This window comes from Chloroflexus sp., from assembly GCF_049970315.1.
GTDB lineage: Bacteria > Chloroflexota > Chloroflexia > Chloroflexales > Chloroflexaceae > Chloroflexus.
This window is the reverse complement of sequence record NZ_JBMFNE010000002.1, coordinates 130622-147623: the sequence shown is the minus strand read 5'-3', so window position 1 is coordinate 147623 and position 17002 is coordinate 130622. Positions and strand designations below refer to the sequence as shown.

Below are 17002 nucleotides of genomic sequence, written 5' to 3'. Positions count from 1 at the left end.
CTTACGCTATACCGTCGCTACCAACGTCGTCAGCAGGACGATGAGCAAACAACTGAATAGAATGCCGAGTACGATCAACAAACTTGGATAAAGAAGCACGGCCAACGTTGCTCTACCGGTATCAAACCGATGCACCACCGCCGTACCGTTGATTAAGATAATCAATCCCCATCCCCAAGCAATCACTCCTAAGGGAAAACTGAGAATAGGGATGAAGGTCAGTGCATCGAGCGCGTGCGGTGCTACCGACAATGAACCAACGGCAACCATAGCGCGAATACCGCCTTGACCACCCAACTGACGCGCTGCAACATGCGTCAATACCACTGCCAACAGCATGTCACCCAGATAGCTTAGCGGCGCTGAGACGGTTTGACCAAGGACTTGCAAGAGCAATGCAACCGGTCGCGGTAACGTTGACGGCAAGCTTAGGAGATCGCGCACGAGATCGGCAATGAACGTTTCGCTCTCTTCGAGTATCCTGATGGCTTCGTGCTGTTCAGGTGTCGTAGCAGCCGCGCGTTGCTGTTCAATCGTTTGGCGATAGCTTGTTAAGATATCTTGTACAACCCGTTCGGGATTCATAGATGCGATGAGTCCATTAATGCTCTGGATTGCACCTACGAGCAAGCCGACCATTAAAATCAGCAGTAGCCCGCGCTGGACGCCATCACGAGCATCGCGCATTTCGATAAAGACACTCTGGTTGAGCATCAAGGTTTTGTTGAACGTATCAATCACCGACATGTTAGCGCCCCCCTTGACCGACCGCGATCAACACTGCCAACGCTGCACAGCCGAGTACGATCAGCAACAGACCGAGGAAGATCGGCCCGATGAGCGTTGCCCAAAACGCTCGCCACGCCGGCAGATGATGCGCTGCCCGCAAACCAAGATAACACCCGATTAAGCCAAGCAGCGTCGTACCGGCGACTTGCGCGAATGGCACAATCTGCACCACCGCCAACCAATTGGCGCCACTGGCAAGCGCAGTGCAACCCAAGGTCTGTGCAAATGACCCTTCACCACCCAACATACGTGCTGCCACATGGGCAACAGTACCATAGACGAGCCAACTGATGAGATAGACAACCGGCGTCATCACAGCACCGATCAGACCACTCCAGCGTAAGATATCAACGAGACTTGTCAGTTGGTCAAAAACCGGATCAAGACTGAAACCCGGATTCCCGCGCTGCAATTCGGTCACAAATGCTGCACGTTCGAGATGACTCTTGATCACATCGAGAAACGCCTGCGGATCAGGCATTGCCAGCATACTCAGCAGATTACCAATGATACTAGCAACTCCGACCAGCACACCGATGAGCAGAACCACGACAAAGCCATCGCGTAGCGTACTCGGATTATCACGCTGCATCCGAAAGCTCTCGACATCGAGCAACAGTCCGGCAGTACTTAATCGCAAGAAATAGTTCAGTGACTCCATCGCGTTTCCCAACCATTTACAACTGATCTGCGTGTTGACGCAAGTAAGCCGCCCCCTTGCCTAAGCGAGAATTGATCGGAATACCGGCGGCACAGAGTGGGCATGCATCGGCAGGATAACTTTCGAGCGGTAGTTCGGTCAGAGCAACAAGAATCGGCACCTTCAGGTCAACAGCAGTAATTCCACCACGATTACAGAGCGCACCTACCCCAACAACGGTTCCACTTGCTGCACGGACAGCCTCAACGACCAAGCGGGCTGAACCACCGGTTGTCATGACATCTTCTACCACCAGCACGCGCTTGCCTGCAAGCAAGGCATCATAGCCGCGCCGGAATACGCGCTGTTTGCCGGCGTCGGTATGTTCTTCTTCGGCGTACACTGCCAACACCTCTCGCCCACAAAGCTGCGAAAGATGGTAGGCCGTCCACTGGGCCATAATCACACCACCAACCGTCGGACCGGCTACCGTCTCCACATCGAGTTCGGCGAAATGGCGCGCTAACGCCGCACCGACCGTACTTGCTGCCGTCGTGTGTGGGTAGAGTGCGTCCTTATTGACGTAGCTGCTACCGTGTCGGCCTGAGGTATAGACTATGTGATCGTTCGTCACAATAGCACCCAATTGGTGTAGCATGGTCAAGAGATCGGGTTCGTGACTATTCATTGCATTGTACTCGCTGGTTCAATCTCAGCTAAGAGCCGGTCAACTGCCACCACCGAATCACCGATTGTCGGTGGCGGGTTTGTAATCGGGCGGCCAATAACCAGATAATCAGCCCCGGCACGTAGCGCATCAGCCGGCGTCATGATCCGTCGTTGATCGCCCTCAGTAGCCCACTGCGGCCGGATACCCGGCGTAACAATGAGTATATCAGGGCAAGCAGCTCGGATCGCGCCTACCTCGTGTGGTGAAGCAACAACTCCATCGAGACCACAAGTCTGCGCCATCCGGGCTAAATGTACCACATACTCGGTCACTGAGGGTACAACTCGTAATTCGCCGGACAACGCCTCTGCATCGAGGCTGGTCAGTACCGTAACGCCGAGTAACAACGGGCGCTGTGGCATCGATTGAGCAGCGGCAACTGCGGCACGCAACATTGCGCTGCCACCGGTGCAGTGAAGGGTGAGCATACGCACCGCAGGCCCCAATGCACAAACTGCCCGCACAGCACCGGCTACCGTATTGGGAATATCGTGCAATTTAAGATCGAGAAACACGCTTCCGCCAACATCGGCCAACGCCTGTACTACCTGTGGAGCACCTACTGCTGTACAAATCTCCAACCCCACTTTGAAACCGCCAACCAACCCGCGTAGCCGGGAGGCCAGGGCTATTGCCTTGGCTACCTCAGGGGTATCGAGTGCTACGAAGATTCGTTCACGAGCCGAGATAGACATAGGCTTGATGATCACAAACCGGTGTTACATCTTACCGACTTGGACAAGTTTCGTGAGAAGAGCCGTTGCGATGCAACGGCCCTTTTCATTCCACAAACCAACGATAGCGAGAGATTGCACCGAATATTATTCTACTCACAATACTCCCCAATTCTACCACATCGTTGTCAGCCAGCTTAGGTATGGATCAACCAATATACCACCACACCAACAATAGTAGCGACCAGATATAATGCAAACGCCAGCCGCATAAATGGCTTGTAGTTGTTAAAGCGCCAGCGGACCGGTAGCCACCTATTCCCGACCAACACCACATACACCCCAAACAGCATCGCCACCGTACCGACGACTTCGTGAGCGGGCATCGCCACAAACGCGGCTGTCGGCAAGTTCAGATTTTCATCGGGCGTTACTGACAGTAACGATGGGATCATGACGCCAAACACCAGTATCAGATTCGCTGCGACAGCACCGGTTTGCACCCAGCGATGGGCAGTATAGTAGCCCCGTACCACAAGATACGCACCGATCGTCATAGCAATCGCAACAACAATGCTGCCTACTAACGAGACATCTTGAGCAAAGGTAGCTTTTGTGCCAAGAAAACCGGTCATGAAGCTCTCTTACGATACGACAGCAGAGCTTGGTTGATCCGCCGCGGCAGTAGCGGCCCGTGATATACCAACCCGGTGTAGAGTTGGATCAACGTCGCTCCGGCCTCGAACATACGCAGTGCATCGTCCGGTGAATGAATGCCACCGACCCCGATAATCGGCAACCGACCACCGGTTGCACGGGCAATATACTGTACTACCTGCCGGGCACGTAACGTCAGTGGTCGCCCACTGAGGCCACCGGTCTCGACAACCAACACCGGGTCAGCACCGGCCAAACCGTGACGACTAATCGTCGTATTGGTCGCAATAATCCCAGCAACGGCATGGTCGGCACAAACAGTCAAGAGTTCATCCAACGCCGGTTCACTGAGATCGGGCGCAATCTTTACCAATAACGGGCGCGGCCCGCGCAGATGGGTACGCCCCAACTCGGTGTTGATATCTTGCAGAGCTGACAACAATGCGCGCAAATGATCGGCATCTTGCAATTGGCGGAGACCGGGCGTATTCGGCGAGCTTACGTTAATCGCCACATATGCGGCATAGGGAAACAACACGCGAAACGAAGCGCAATAATCATCAATGGCGTGTTCGAGTGGTATCACTTTCGACTTACCAATCGAGACACCAACCGGGACAGGCGCCGGCTGCAAAGATGCCAACCGATGGGCAAGGGCGGCTGCACCGGCATTATTGAACCCCATACGGTTGATCAATGCCTCGTGGGTCGGTAACCGAAACAGACGAGGGCGGGGGTTACCGGGCTGCGGATGGTGCGTCACAGTCCCCACCTCGACAAAGCCAAAGCCAAGCGCTGCCCATACCGGCAACGCCACACCATCCTTATCCATACCAGCAGCTAAACCGACCGGATTGGGAAACTGAACTCCGAAGACGGTACGTGACAGTCGTTGATCTCGAATGGTCGTCAGTAGCTCCAGCGTGCGGCACAACGGACGTAAACGGCTCAGCAACGCCAACAGATGCAAGGTACGTTCGTGCGCCGTCTCGGCATCACCTCCACCCAACCGAAACAAGATCGGGCGCAACAACACGCGGTAGATCGTCAGCTCAGAACGGTTCAACGCCCACCTCAGACAATTCATCAGCAAAACGTTCGATATCGCGGGTGGTACGGAGTCGCGGAATCCGGCTCAACAACCGCTTCCGGTCGGCACTCCCCTCGATCACTGCCCGTTCCAGATACTGGGTCAGATAAATCTTGATTACCTCTAACTCATCCGCCGTCAGTGGTTCACCCTGCATGTAATGCTCAACGGCAGCAGCTAATCGCCCGGTTGTCTCCTCCATCCAAAACCGCGGGGGACGGGGGACCGGAAAGGGATAAGGGTAATCGGGATTGGGAACAAACACCAACGGCCCAATCACTTCAGCCTGTTCGGGCAACGGATCGGTCGACATAGCCTTTCCTAATGAATCTTTAGTCCTAAGAGGCGATACAAACGATCAAAATCAAAGTGTGTATCAAGTAACTCGGTGAAACGGCGCAACTTGGCTTCTTGATGAAACCGAACCCGACCAAACAGTTTCTCTGCTCGATCAACGGTGCTGAGCGTATCATCGGCGACGAGAATAATCGGCACATCCAATTCGGCAGCACGATCCATCACCTGCATCGTTGGTCGGATATTGCCGGTAAGTACCAGCGCATTCGTGCTCGTTTGCAGGGCAATCAACTGCAAATCGCTCCGGTCGCCACCGGTAATCACCGCCTTATTCGCGCGCCGGCGAAAGAATGAGAGACTAGCTTCGGCACCCATTGCACCGATCATCAGGGAATCGAGCATCTTCTCACCCCACTCAGGGCGACCGATTATTTGTCCGCCGAGATGCTGAGCCAGTTCGTTGACCGTCACTCCTGACAGCAAACGATCGCGGGGAAGAACACCTAACACCGGAATGCCACGTCCCTCGAGGAACGGAGTCACGCGATTCCGGACAAACTCACGGTGCGGCTCTTCTACCTGATTAATCAACACCCCCAACAAACGATCCCCGACGTACCGTTGGACACTGAGAATGGTATCAACCGACAGTGTCGAAGTGTAGCGACACACGAGCAAGCCGGGCGCTTGCAACATATCGGTCACTTGATCGGCCGTCAGATCGACCAGCGCGCCCTCGGCCCACGTATTGGTTCCCTCTAACACCATCACATCTTTCTGGCGTGATACGGCCAGATAGGCATCGCGCAAGGTCTTCGCAAATGAATGGGGTTGCCCGCGCAAGATCGACTCGATAACGCCCGGTGTAATGAGCACCGGCGCAACCTGCTCCATCGGTGCGTCAAGACCAATGGTCTGGCGGATAAAAGCGGCATCCTCATCAAGCACCGCATCGGGTGTGTGGGTGACCGAAACGCTTACCGGTTTCATATAACCGACACGGTAGCCGTCTTGTTGCATTCGGCGCAACAAACCCACGCACACGGCACTCTTACCAACATAGGTCTCAGTTGAGGCGACATACAGTGTTGCCATCATTGCCTCCACTAGTTGAGGATGATCCGGGCATCGAGGACAACAGCGCCCTCGCCCTCATAATGGACAACGAGCGGATTAATATCCATCTCGACAATTTCTGGAAAGTCGGTGACCAGTTGGCTTACCCGCAGCACTGTCTCTTCGAGGGCGGCAATATCGGCCGGCGGTTCACCGCGAACACCACGCAACAGAGGGTAGGCGCGGATCGACCGAATCTGCTCTTGTACCTCCTCGACACTCAGTGGTGCGAGCCGGAAAGCAACATCCTTCAACACTTCGACATAAATGCCTCCCATACCAACGGCGATTAGCGGCCCAAATTGTGGATCGCGGCTGACACCGACTAACACCTCACGCCCTTTGCGCACCATTTCTTGCACGAGTATACCCCAAATGCGTGCCGCAGGCACATACTTTCGCGCACGGTATTCGATCAGTTCAAATGCATCACGAACAGCGGCTGCATCTGACAACCCAACGCGCACACCGCCGATATCGCTCTTGTGCAGAATATCAGGACTAGAAATCTTCATCACCACCGGATAGCCAAACTCATTGGCAATCGCAACCGCTTCTTCCGGGGTATGAGCCAGGCGGCTCTTGGGCAACCGCATTCCGTAGGCTTCCATCACCTGTCGGGCTTCGACCTCACCCAACTCCACGCGACCGGCAGCACGCACATCGGCAAACAATTGGGCCACACGCGCGCGATCCACTTCAAAATAGCGGTAGGTCGGAGCCGGACGCTGCTGCCAGAGCGATTGACGATACATTGCAGCCAAAGACTGAACGGCCCGTTCGGGAAAGAGATAATTGGGAATGCGGGCTTCGTTCAGCACACGCACCGCTTCACTAATACTCGACCCACCCATAAAACTCGTAACAACCGGCTTGGTGGATTGCTTGGTCAGATCGACGATCAAGCGTGCCGTTACTACCGGATCAGAGACGGCTTGAGGCGTAAAAAGGACGATCAAGCCATCGACATTCGGATCGGCCAGTGCCGCTTTCATCGCCCAAGCGTAGCGATCCGGTGTCGCATCACCAATAACATCAATTGGGTTAAAAAAATTCGCATTAGGCGGCAACTTCTCTTGCAAGCAGCGGATGGTTTCGGGGGTAAACTCGGCCATTGCCAAGCCGCTGCGTTCAACGGCATCGGTAGCGATGATACCGGGACCGCCGGCGTTTGTCACGATTGCTACCCGATTCCCCCGGATCATCGGTTGGTAGGCAAAGACAAGGGCTAGATCGAACAACTCATTCATCGTGCGGGCACGCAAAATTCCACTCTGGGCAAAAGCGGCCTCATACGCCGTTTCAGAACCGGCCAGCGAACCGGTATGGGACGAGGCAGCACGGATGCCGGCGACAGTAGTACCGCTCTTAATCGCCACCACCGGCGTACACTTGGTCACCTCGCGCGCAACGCGAATGAAGCCGGGACCGTCATCAATTGCTTCCAAATAGGCCAAAATTACCTTGCTATGCTCGTCACGATTCCACACTTCAAGCAGCACCACCTCATCAACATCGGCCTTATTGCCGAGACTGACGAAACGCGAAAAGCCGATCCCTTGCTGATAGCTCCAATCGAGAATAGCCGTACAGATCGCACCTGATTGCGACATGAGCGCAATATTGCCGGGCAACGGCATCGCATTGGCGAACGAGGCATTGAGCTGGCTGATCGTATCGATAATGCCGAGTGAATTAGGGCCGATCATACGCATGCCATAACGACGCACGATTGCCAACAACTCGCGCTCAAGCTCACGCCCAGCACCGCCTACCTCTTTAAAACCGGCGGTAATCACGACCAAGCCACGAATCCCTTTGCGACCGCACTCATCAACCGCAGCGTTGACGTGTTGGGGTGGAATAACGATCACCGCCAAGTCGATCGGATCAGGCACATCAAGCACCGAGCGATAGGCGCGCAAGCCAAGCACTTCGGTGGCGCGCGGATGGATCGGGTAGATACGACCCTGATAGCCGTGATCGATAATATTTTTCAGAACACGATGACCGAGACGCGCCGGTTCAGGCGACGCGCCAAGCACAGCTACCGACTGAGGGTCAAAAATGGCCTCTAACATAGCGCGGATGCTCCTTTTCCGCACACCTTGCTCATTCATCATAACCGATACGCGATATTGCGACAAGCGATGTTTCGTGCAACTACCGCAATGATGCAAGGGTGCGCAAATATGACGATCGTGAATTGCTGTAGTGCAGACGAGTATGCGACCGGCATGCGGGGAAGGTTGCAGGATTGCCGGCAATTCCAGCGTATCGCACACACGACCAAGGAGCATGCAGCTCCCTGCATGCAGAGTAGCACGCAAGGTTACAAGCGCGGCTACACGGCGCGGTTAATCGGTGGCCGGGGCGGTGGTGGGAGCAAGAGCAGGGAGCAGCAGAAGCCAGTGTTCGAGCGCACCAAGGGTAAACAGACTAGCGAGCAGGGCCAAGCGAATGGCCGCCGGATCGCCAAGATGCGCCCCAATGCTAAACCAAAGCATAATCGCGAGCAACGTAGCGACGGAAACACTAGGGCGAAAAAACGCGCTCGGCGGGCCGGGTCGCCAGTAGCTGGCGAGAAAGGCAAGGTGTGCCGGGAAGAGTTCGACTTGCAGCGCCCGCACTCCGTAGAGCACATTGAGCTTGGCGCTCTGCTGCAAGGCCCAGCTTAGCCCAAAGGTGAGCGGGCCAAGCCAATGGCTGGCGTCTTGCAACAGCCAGATCAGCAAACCCATCTCAAGCAAGAAGGCGAGCTGGTGGTAGAAGTGAGTGCCGAGGGCGTAGAAGAAGCGCTGCACCCCACGTGCGTCTGGTGGGCAAGGTTTCCGGCGCGGCCCGGCCAGTAACCCGCTGTAGAAGGCCAGTTCGTGCCACGCCCACACCACGAGACCGGCGGTAAACGCCCGGTACGCACCGAGAGCACTGAGATCGTGGCGGGTCACCAGCAATTCGCTGTGCGCAACGATAAGCAGCGGCAAACTGAGGAACACCGCCCACCCTGCCACCCATTGCCCGCGTCGGTTGAGCCAGATCAGACCGAAAGTGAGGCCAAGCCACAACGTGACGACGGTGAAAAGTGGCAACAGGTAGTACAGGGTAATTTCCATGAAGTTCATAGCCGGTGCTTTCGATGTTGTTACACTAATGTCATAATTGTACACGAAATGCAGGAATCCGTGAAGAGTGGGCACACCTCCCCGTTGCGCTCTTCGCGCTCTTCGCGCTCTTTGCGCCTTTGCGCCTTTGCGCCTTTGCGCCTTTGCGCCTTTGCGCCTTTGCGTTCCTGTGAGGTCGGTACACGTTGTCATACCGCAGGCAGATATGGCACAATATCAGTACATCGTCCGATTGTGAACTGTGATATTATCAACGTACCTCGTAGGCAACACCTGAAGATCGACCGCGTCGAACCGATAGAAACTAGCACAAAACGTATGGAACTAACCATCAGCACCCTCACCCCACTATGGACCGGCGGCATAGAAACGGGAAAGGTTGACCGCATCCACGAAACCGGCATACTCGGCTCACTGCGCTGGTGGTACGAAGCCATCGTGCGCGGGTTAGGTGGCAGGGCCTGCGATCCGAGCAAGGGCGAATGCCGTTTCGATGCCGAGAAATACGAGAAACACAAGAAGAGCACGGCAACTGATGAGCGCCAGCGCCTGCGCGATGCCGGGCTGTGCGATGTGTGCCAACTCTTCGGCGCAACGGGGTGGCGACGACGGTTTCGGCTGGCCGTTGTCGCAGACAAAACCCAACCGGATCCTGCAATCCGGGCCAAAATTCAAGTCAATCGTACATACACCCGCAATAAAAAGCAAATTACCCCAACATGGTATTTCCCAAATAATCAAAACGATCAACCACGTTCAGGCACCTTCACCCTTCGCATCCAAAGTCTGGCGCCAAACTTTCAACCTGAAATCATCGCCGGCCTGGTCCAGTTCATCGCCGACTGGGCCGCCATCGGGGCAAGGGCGCAAATGGGCTTTGGCGTGATTAAGCTAGAACGGCGCATTGACACAACACCCTTCTACAACCAGGTCGTCGCCGCGGCTGGCACTGAGGCGTACCCTCGCTTGCCTTCGCTGAAAAACATCTTTCTGGCGCGTATCTCACCCAAGAATGGCGGAACATTCAGCGATCAGGACACCTTCAACCTCAAATACGACTTGCGCCGGTTATTTGCCAATGACCAAGCCTTGCGCCATTTCATCATGGGCACGATCAAAGACCAACGGATCGCGGCCAAGGTCAAGATGTCGCGGCCATACAACATGGGTCAAAGCGATGATCAAGAAATGCGCGTATGGGGATGGATTCCTGAAGAGGCAGACGTATATCAAAATTCTTGGAACCGAGACAGCGTTGTAGATGCCATTTACCAGCACTTGAGAACGAATTACACCCTGACGGTCTGGCGCGAGATGAACTCGGCGCGAGACAGCGTAAAGCCGGACCTTAGCGATACATGTGAGTTCCTACGTAGTTTGCTGTAAGGAGGAAGACCATGCAGCGAGATTATTATGCTTTCAAACGAGTAGAGCTAAATAGCAGCTTAAATGACCTTGAACAAGCGGTTAAGGACCTTGAGAACGCGAAACAGGCAAAAGACAAAAACGCTCGCGACAAAGCCGAGAGCCAAATGAAACAGGTCGCCAGCGGAGCAGTGAGCATTGAGCCTCACCTGGCTTACCTCTGGTTTGAAGCCCATGACTCTGAACTTGACAACTCCATCCGCGATGCTTGGCAGAAGTCTTTGAAGGCCAGTGCTATCCCACAGGCTTTTCACTTTACCCCAGACCTATCGGCTGTTGCCCATTTGCCTTCGCTCAGTTTTCTGCTGCACATCCCCTTCAAATTGCACAAACCCTACCACAGCAAAGATGAGCGTGATTTTTATCTGCTCGAAAACCCCTTGCGCCGGGAGAAGGTTTTTCAGACGCCGATGATGGCATCCACAAGCTGGAAAGGCGCGCTGCGTTCCGCTATGCGTCAACAACGCAGATACACCACGCTCAATGATGAAGCCAAGGATATGCAAATGATACGGTTGTTCGGTAATGTCAGAGCAGCCGAAAGCGACTTTGTTGCCGGCCGCCTCACCTTTTTTCCAACCTTCTTTGACAAGGTCGGCCTAGAGGTGATCAATCCCCACGACCGCACCACCGGCGTCGGGGCGCGGGGGCCGATCTTGCTGGAATGCGTACCGCAGGGCGCGCGCGGCGATCTCTTCGTGCTCTACGTGCCGTTCGGTCCATTCGAACAATCTGGCGACCACAGACGCGCCGAGATAGCGGACGATCTGCACGTAGTGGCCGAGAGTGTACGCGTGATGCTCACCGTCTACGGCTTTGGCGCCAAGACCAGCAGCGGGTTTGGTATCGCCGAAGAACCCTTAGCCGGCGAGGGCAAACTCGTCCTCCGCGCTAAACTGGCCGGTGAGGCTGCCCCCGCTGTTGCTCCGCCAGCGCCACAGCAACCCGAACTAGCTCGCTACCTCGAATCACCGACCCGGCTACACCCCGACCTGCGCCGTGAAGATGGTACCCTGAAATCTGAAGCGGAGTACCGGCGCTTCATCGAGAGTCAAGGACGAAAGTACGGCAAGCAGGAAAAACAACTGTACGACAAAGCAGAAAAGTGGTGGGAGCGGGAAGGGCAGGCGTTGGCCCAGCAGACACCTACACCGACGCCTGAGCCTGCCCCGCCGGAATCCTCACCGGTCACAACCTTCACGTTTCGGACGCTGAGCGAACTCGGTGATGTGGCGCAGCGCGTGGCGAAACAGTTGCGAGAGAGTGGTGAAGTATGAGCAGTTCCTTCTGGCGACCATCCGACGAACAGCGACGCACGATTTTGCTTTTGGAAGCGTTGGGACTGATCCACGACCTGGGCAAACTAAGTGATACTTTTTTACGAAGCCAGGAACCCTCCGCTACTTTCGCTTATAATCACAATCTCCTGGTCGATCCCCGCTGCATTGCGATTTACAAAAACGTTACCGCCGTTCCAAATAGCCAGGCCACAAGCCAGGTACAAGAGTGGTTGTATGAGGCAGCCAACATATGTTGTGCTTTTGGTGAGCGGGCTGATCTTACTACCATTTTGAACCAGGTTCAATTCACCGATTGGACGGGAACAGCATATACATTTGCCGAGTTGACACCGCTGGTGGCAAAGCCAAGTCTCGCTTGGGGGCAAAATGCCGTCTCTTCTTCTGACTGGCGCCAGGTGCTTGGCAAGGAAATGCAGCCGGGATTGCTGATTGGTGCGCTCCACGGTGTGGCGCATATCGAGAAGGAAGGCGACCCTCAACAGTACAAGCAGCTCTACAGTGACGTGTTCCGCGCTTCACCGTTTGGCCGAGAGGAACGGATAGAGACCGGAACGACGACGGAATTAACCGACGCGCTCAAGGCTTTGCCTCTGGCCGACATAGAGCAAATTACCACGGCTCAGCGACGGAATTGGCTTGCGAAAATGAGAGCCGGAATGCGCCGTGGCCTGGCCGATAACCGGCGACCGCACAACGAAGTATCTTTGTGGGACTGGGGCTATACCGTAGCTACTATGACCAAAGCCGCCGCGGCCTACATTTACAAGAACGGCTGGCCAGCGAACCTTACTGACCTACCTTTTCGCACCCTGCGCATCAATATAAACAGGCTGGAACGTTATGCCCGCAGCGACAAGATCACCGACCTGTTGGGCGTGCGCCAGGTGCTCGATGATGCCTTTGAAAAAGTGCAGGAGTTACTTGAAGAGACCTATGCCCTGGGAAACTGCTTCTACCATGATGAAACTGGTGCTTACTACCTCTTCGCCGACCTGGGATATAACGACAATGAAATGGCCGCACTGCGCCAGGCGATCCAGGCCCAATTTCCGCCAGATTTGCGTCCCCAAGTCCATTGGTGCGAACAAGTTACAGCAGGCGAATTGGACAACAACAAAAAGCTGTCAAGAAAACTGGTGGCCGAACCGCGACAGTATGCGCTACAAGAGCACCCTGTGAGCGCCAACAACAATCTTTACCTGTTTGAAGGTGAATGGAGCAAAGGGCGGCCGGACAACGCCGAAATCTGCACCGTCTGCGGCGTCCGACCGGTGGGCTATCCCCGCAAAGGAACTGTTCCGGCCATAGAGCAAGAGCTGGCACCTTGGGCAACGCAGGAAAAGGCTGCACAACGCAACATCTGTCGCGTCTGCCTGGATCGGCGTGGTCGCCGTGCTCAGGAATGGATCGAACACGGTGTACACGGCACAATCTGGACGGATGAGGTAGCCGATGATAACGGACGTCTGGCCTTGTTTGTCGGCAAACTGGGACTGGAAGGCTGGTTAGACGGGACGTTGTTGGATACCGTCCAGGTTACAAGCAATGCCACTAAAACTCCATCGTCGGCTCGGCTGTATCGTATTGCCGAAACCGCCCGCGCTTTCTGGGAGGGAGTGCGCGATAACCTGACACCTGCTAGTGTTGGGCAGCGCCCATTTCGTCTGGCCTTGTACCCTCCAAGCAATAATCTGCCCGATCTAGGTGCATTTCACGCTTATGAACTCGATATAGACGGCATCGCCTTGAGTGTGGTGTGGGATGAACCGAACGGGCGCTTTCTGACCGCTGAGAACTTGAGCTATTTTGCCCAACGCTGGGGAAAAAGCCTGAACGCACCATATACCAGTTTGAAAGGGCAAGAGTTTGATATTCGGGAACCTTCCGAATACGGACGACCAGGGCGATCGCTACTTAAAGTGCAGATTAAGAGCTTAGAGACCCTACAGGGCTACCATCCGTATATTCCCCTGCTGGCCGAGCCGAGCATTTGTATGGTCGTGGTCCCGGCCGATAAGGCACTTGAACTAGCCCACGGTGTGAAGCGCGAGTATGAGAAGCAAATGGGCAAGGTACGCGACCGGTTACCCCTATGTTTGGGTCTGGTCTTTTGCCAGCGCCGCACCCCCATCCGCGCAGTGTTGGAAGCCGGCTATTCGATGATGGATATGGCCGGTCCGTTTGATATGAATACCGGGAAAGGATGGGAAGGTTGGCGACTAATGAAAAAAAACTCATCCAATTCCGCTGAATGTGAGTTGGTCTTTGATAATGGGATCACCTGGCGAATATCTATTTTGACGGGTGATTGCAAAATCAAAGATGAATGGTATCCCAGACCATACGAGGGCGACAATTGGGGGAACAAACAATCAAAGCACGTGAATGATCTGCGGGTAAGAAACCCTAGAATACCATCGAATAAGGGTTGGAAGACATGGATCCTTCCTTCCCGTTTCGACTTTGAATTCCTCGACACCACAGCCCGCCGCTTCGAGATCTCCTATGACGCGCACGGCCGCCGTCCGCGCCGTACCCGCCCCTTCTACCTCGAAGACCTGGATCGGTTGGAGGAACTCTGGCGCTATATGACGCGCCTGACCAAAACCCAACGCCATCAGGTGATCCGCACTATCGAAGCCACCCGCGAGGCGTGGTATGGCCCAGACGACAATGGTCAATCAACAACCGACAAGGTATTCGAGCAATTCGTCGCCGACACACTAGCCGGTGCAGCATGGCCAAAAGGCCAGCCGTGGTGCAGCATTGACGAGGAATGGCGGAAAAAGCTCATCCAGGCCGGTGTGCGCGGTGAGCTGGCGGATGTAGCCGAACTGCATATGGAAATCTTGAAAGAGTGAGGAGACCCAGATGGCAACCTACCAACGACAACGATATCTGTTGATGACGGTTGATCCGGTTCACATCGGCGCCGGCGGGTACCGGCTCGGTCGGGTGGACAACAGCATCGTGCGTGAGCCGGGCACCCGCGTGCCCAAAATCCCCGGCACCAGCCTGCACGGCGCGGCCCGTTCATATGCCGCGCAACTCTACGAGACGCCCGAAGCCGCCGGGCAAAGCCAGGACAAGGTGCAGAATCCCGACCAGAATCCGGTCTGCTACACCTTCGGCTACATCAAAAAGACAAACAACGGCAACGATGTGAAAGCCTACTCCGGCGTCGTCAACATCTTTGACGCCCACGTGCTGCTTTTCCCGGTCTATTCGATGACCGGGCCGGTGTGGGTCACTACTCCAGGACGGCTGCGCGAGGCCGGTTTTACCGTGAAGCACAACGGCGCCGATCTTGCTACCGAACCCCAGACCGGCACGGTCTTGCTTACCTGGGCGCGGCAACATGCCCTGAACCTCGGTTGGTTGATGGTTGAGGTAAAGGCGCAGATTTCCGTCGAGGCTCCCGTCGAATGGCAAAAGGAACAACGTTGGCAGGCAATCAACGATCACATCGTGCTGGTGAGCGAATCCCTCTTCAGCCACGTGGTCAACAGCAATCTCGAAGTGCGCACGTCGGTAGCGATTGACCCGGAACGCGGTGCAGCGGAGGATAAGGCGCTCTTCACTTACGAAGCGCTGCCGCGCGCGACCTTCCTGACGACAGAGGTGGTGCTGGACGATTATCGGGAGGCGTTTCCCAAAGATAAATGTGGCGCAGGAAAGACTGACAAGAACAACCCGCTGCCCGGTGACCCATGGCATGGGCCGCTGGATGTGGTCAAAGCCGGTCTGCACATGATCGAGTGGCTGGGAGTAGGCGGCATGGGCACGCGCGGTTTTGGCCGGCTGGTTATCGTCGGTGAACCGCTGGAGCAAAAATACGGCGAGGAGCGTGGCAATGAGCAATAACACCCAACTCAACCTGGATCGGCTGGCGGCGGAGTGCGCGCAGGCAATCATTCGCCGTGTGGTCGATGAAGAAGAAACTCAAAAGAATAAACGAGAAAATGAGAAGAAAAGCAAGCAGCAACTGGCTACGAGCATAGACAACACCATCACCAAAGCACTGGGCGTCCTGCAAGAAAACGGCGTCTATGCCTGCTTCCTCTACCTGTTGGCGCGCGAGAAAGAGAACGGCAGCGTAGTGGTGGACGAGATGCTGAGCTTACTAGGAGGTCTATTCTCTGAATGGGAAAAACCGATGAGAAATGGGCAGTCAGACCTGAGTTCTGACGTGGTTCTGAAGCATATCACCGAAAAGGTAACAACCGATCTGGAGCGCCTGCTGCTTGCCAAAGAGACGCTCGAACAGATGCTGATCTACGCCCGCTACGGCGCGAAGGCACGGGAATAGGGGAGGTGGCAATGACCTGGCAGGTCTATCACGTGATCTTGCGCCTCCGTGCACCCTTACACATCGGCTACAGCAAAGTGGGCAACGTCCAACGCACCCGCCCCTACGTCACCGGCCGGGCGCTGTGGGGCGCCCTGACGATGCGCCTGACACGCGATGCTGCTCAGGGGAGTGGGCCAGCCAGCGACTCCCACCAGTACGACGCAATCGGGCAGCAAGTTCACCGGAATCTCGCCTTCACTTACTTCTACCCGGCGCTGAATTCAGGGAATGACTATAAGGTCGTCTGGCCCTGGGACAACGAAACCCTGTTCCGCCGTCGCTTTCTCAGCAGTTATCAGAGCACCGCCTTGACGTACCCGCAGCATGCAGCCGCTGAGGGCATGCTACACGAAGTCGAATACATCGCCCCTTATACGCTGGATACCGGTCAGCCGGTCTACTTGAAAGGCTACATCTTTGCAAAAGCAGAGTGTACGTTGGCTTGGCAATCGGCGCTCAAACGCCTACACATTGGCGGCGAGCGCGGGTATGGGTGGGGAGCCACCGAATTAGTACAAATTTCTCCGTGTAAGGACGATCAACTTTTTGGCGGTGTCGCACAGTTTCAGCAAAGTAATAACAGTTTCACGATTTCCTTACCAAAAGACGGGCGTTTGCTAGCGCACACCAAAGCCGACAACGCAGCCATTATTGGTAACCTCGAACCGTTGGTTGGCCGCGAATGGCGATCCGATGGGTATGCCGGTCAGCGCATCGCGTTCAGCGGTGTCTGCTTCAGCCCCGGCAGTGTGGTCACCGCACAACAGCATTTTACGGTAAAGGAGTTTGGGGTGTGGGAAGCGTGAGGGG

16 protein-coding genes are annotated in these 17002 nt (G+C 55.4%); 6 read left to right on the top strand and 10 right to left on the bottom strand.

What is annotated here, in order from left to right; all coding sequences use genetic code 11:
* Positions 1–6: 6 nt before the first annotated feature.
* The 10 genes from ACP5OT_RS01935 to puhE all read right to left on the bottom strand — a co-directional run bounded on the left by ACP5OT_RS01935 (position 7) and on the right by puhE (position 9106).
* Complete coding sequence (locus ACP5OT_RS01935) at positions 7–747, bottom strand: YIP1 family protein (protein WP_428111303.1); 741 nt, start codon at positions 745–747, stop codon at positions 7–9.
* A gap of 1 nt (position 748) precedes the next feature.
* Positions 749–1450, bottom strand: coding sequence for a YIP1 family protein (locus ACP5OT_RS01930; RefSeq protein ID WP_428111301.1), 702 nt, complete (start codon positions 1448–1450; stop codon positions 749–751).
* Between the two features lie 16 nt (positions 1451–1466).
* Positions 1467–2117, bottom strand: coding sequence for a phosphoribosyltransferase family protein (locus ACP5OT_RS01925; protein WP_428131170.1), 651 nt, complete (start codon positions 2115–2117; stop codon positions 1467–1469).
* Positions 2114–2854: an orotidine-5'-phosphate decarboxylase gene (pyrF, locus tag ACP5OT_RS01920; protein ID WP_424676846.1), complete on the bottom strand. Its 741-nt coding sequence runs from the start codon at positions 2852–2854 to the stop codon at positions 2114–2116. Before pyrF ends, ACP5OT_RS01925 begins: the two co-directional genes overlap by 4 nt.
* Positions 2855–3030: 176 nt before the next feature.
* A complete protein-coding gene (locus tag ACP5OT_RS01915) occupies positions 3031–3468 on the bottom strand; it encodes a hypothetical protein (RefSeq protein ID WP_424676845.1) in 438 nt (145 codons plus the stop codon).
* On the bottom strand, positions 3465–4556 hold the full coding sequence (locus tag ACP5OT_RS01910; protein ID WP_424676844.1) for a quinone-dependent dihydroorotate dehydrogenase: 1092 nt from the start codon (positions 4554–4556) through the stop codon (positions 3465–3467). The genes ACP5OT_RS01915 and ACP5OT_RS01910 overlap by 4 nt, the downstream gene beginning before the upstream one ends.
* Positions 4543–4893 (bottom strand): hypothetical protein, encoded by a 351-nt coding sequence (locus ACP5OT_RS01905; protein ID WP_424676843.1) that lies wholly within the window; start codon positions 4891–4893, stop codon positions 4543–4545. The genes ACP5OT_RS01910 and ACP5OT_RS01905 overlap by 14 nt, the downstream gene beginning before the upstream one ends.
* An 8-nt stretch (positions 4894–4901) precedes the next feature.
* Positions 4902–5972 carry a phosphotransacetylase family protein gene (locus tag ACP5OT_RS01900; protein ID WP_428111296.1) on the bottom strand — a complete coding sequence of 357 codons (1071 nt, stop codon included), beginning with the start codon at positions 5970–5972 and terminating at the stop codon, positions 4902–4904.
* An 11-nt stretch (positions 5973–5983) separates the two neighbouring features.
* Positions 5984–8074, bottom strand: a complete 2091-nt coding sequence (acs, locus tag ACP5OT_RS01895) for an acetate--CoA ligase alpha subunit (protein WP_424676842.1) — start codon at positions 8072–8074, stop codon at positions 5984–5986.
* 276 nt (positions 8075–8350) lie between these two features.
* Positions 8351–9106, bottom strand: a complete 756-nt coding sequence (gene puhE, locus ACP5OT_RS01890; RefSeq protein ID WP_424676841.1) for a putative photosynthetic complex assembly protein PuhE — start codon at positions 9104–9106, stop codon at positions 8351–8353.
* A 327-nt stretch (positions 9107–9433) separates the two neighbouring features.
* Here puhE and cmr1 point away from each other — a divergent pair, with 327 nt between their 5' ends.
* The 6 genes from cmr1 to ACP5OT_RS01860 are packed head-to-tail and all read left to right on the top strand — an operon-like array spanning position 9434 to position 16998.
* A complete protein-coding gene (gene cmr1 / locus ACP5OT_RS01885) occupies positions 9434–10501 on the top strand; it encodes a type III-B CRISPR module RAMP protein Cmr1 (protein WP_428131167.1) in 1068 nt (355 codons plus the stop codon).
* An 11-nt stretch (positions 10502–10512) separates the two neighbouring features.
* The gene (locus ACP5OT_RS01880; RefSeq protein WP_428131164.1) at positions 10513–11817 is read left to right on the top strand and encodes an RAMP superfamily CRISPR-associated protein; all 1305 of its coding nucleotides are present in this window, start codon (positions 10513–10515) and stop codon (positions 11815–11817) included.
* The gene (locus tag ACP5OT_RS01875; protein WP_428131162.1) at positions 11814–14702 is read left to right on the top strand and encodes a CRISPR-associated protein Csx11; all 2889 of its coding nucleotides are present in this window, start codon (positions 11814–11816) and stop codon (positions 14700–14702) included. Before ACP5OT_RS01880 ends, ACP5OT_RS01875 begins: the two co-directional genes overlap by 4 nt.
* Before the next feature lie 10 nt (positions 14703–14712).
* Positions 14713–15705 (top strand): type III-B CRISPR module RAMP protein Cmr4, encoded by a 993-nt coding sequence (gene cmr4 / locus ACP5OT_RS01870; protein WP_428112775.1) that lies wholly within the window; start codon positions 14713–14715, stop codon positions 15703–15705.
* Positions 15695–16150, top strand: coding sequence for a hypothetical protein (locus ACP5OT_RS01865; RefSeq protein ID WP_428131159.1), 456 nt, complete (start codon positions 15695–15697; stop codon positions 16148–16150). The genes cmr4 and ACP5OT_RS01865 overlap by 11 nt, the downstream gene beginning before the upstream one ends.
* Positions 16151–16161: 11 nt before the next feature.
* The gene (locus ACP5OT_RS01860) at positions 16162–16998 is read left to right on the top strand and encodes a hypothetical protein (protein ID WP_428131157.1); all 837 of its coding nucleotides are present in this window, start codon (positions 16162–16164) and stop codon (positions 16996–16998) included.
* Positions 16999–17002 lie beyond the last annotated feature (4 nt).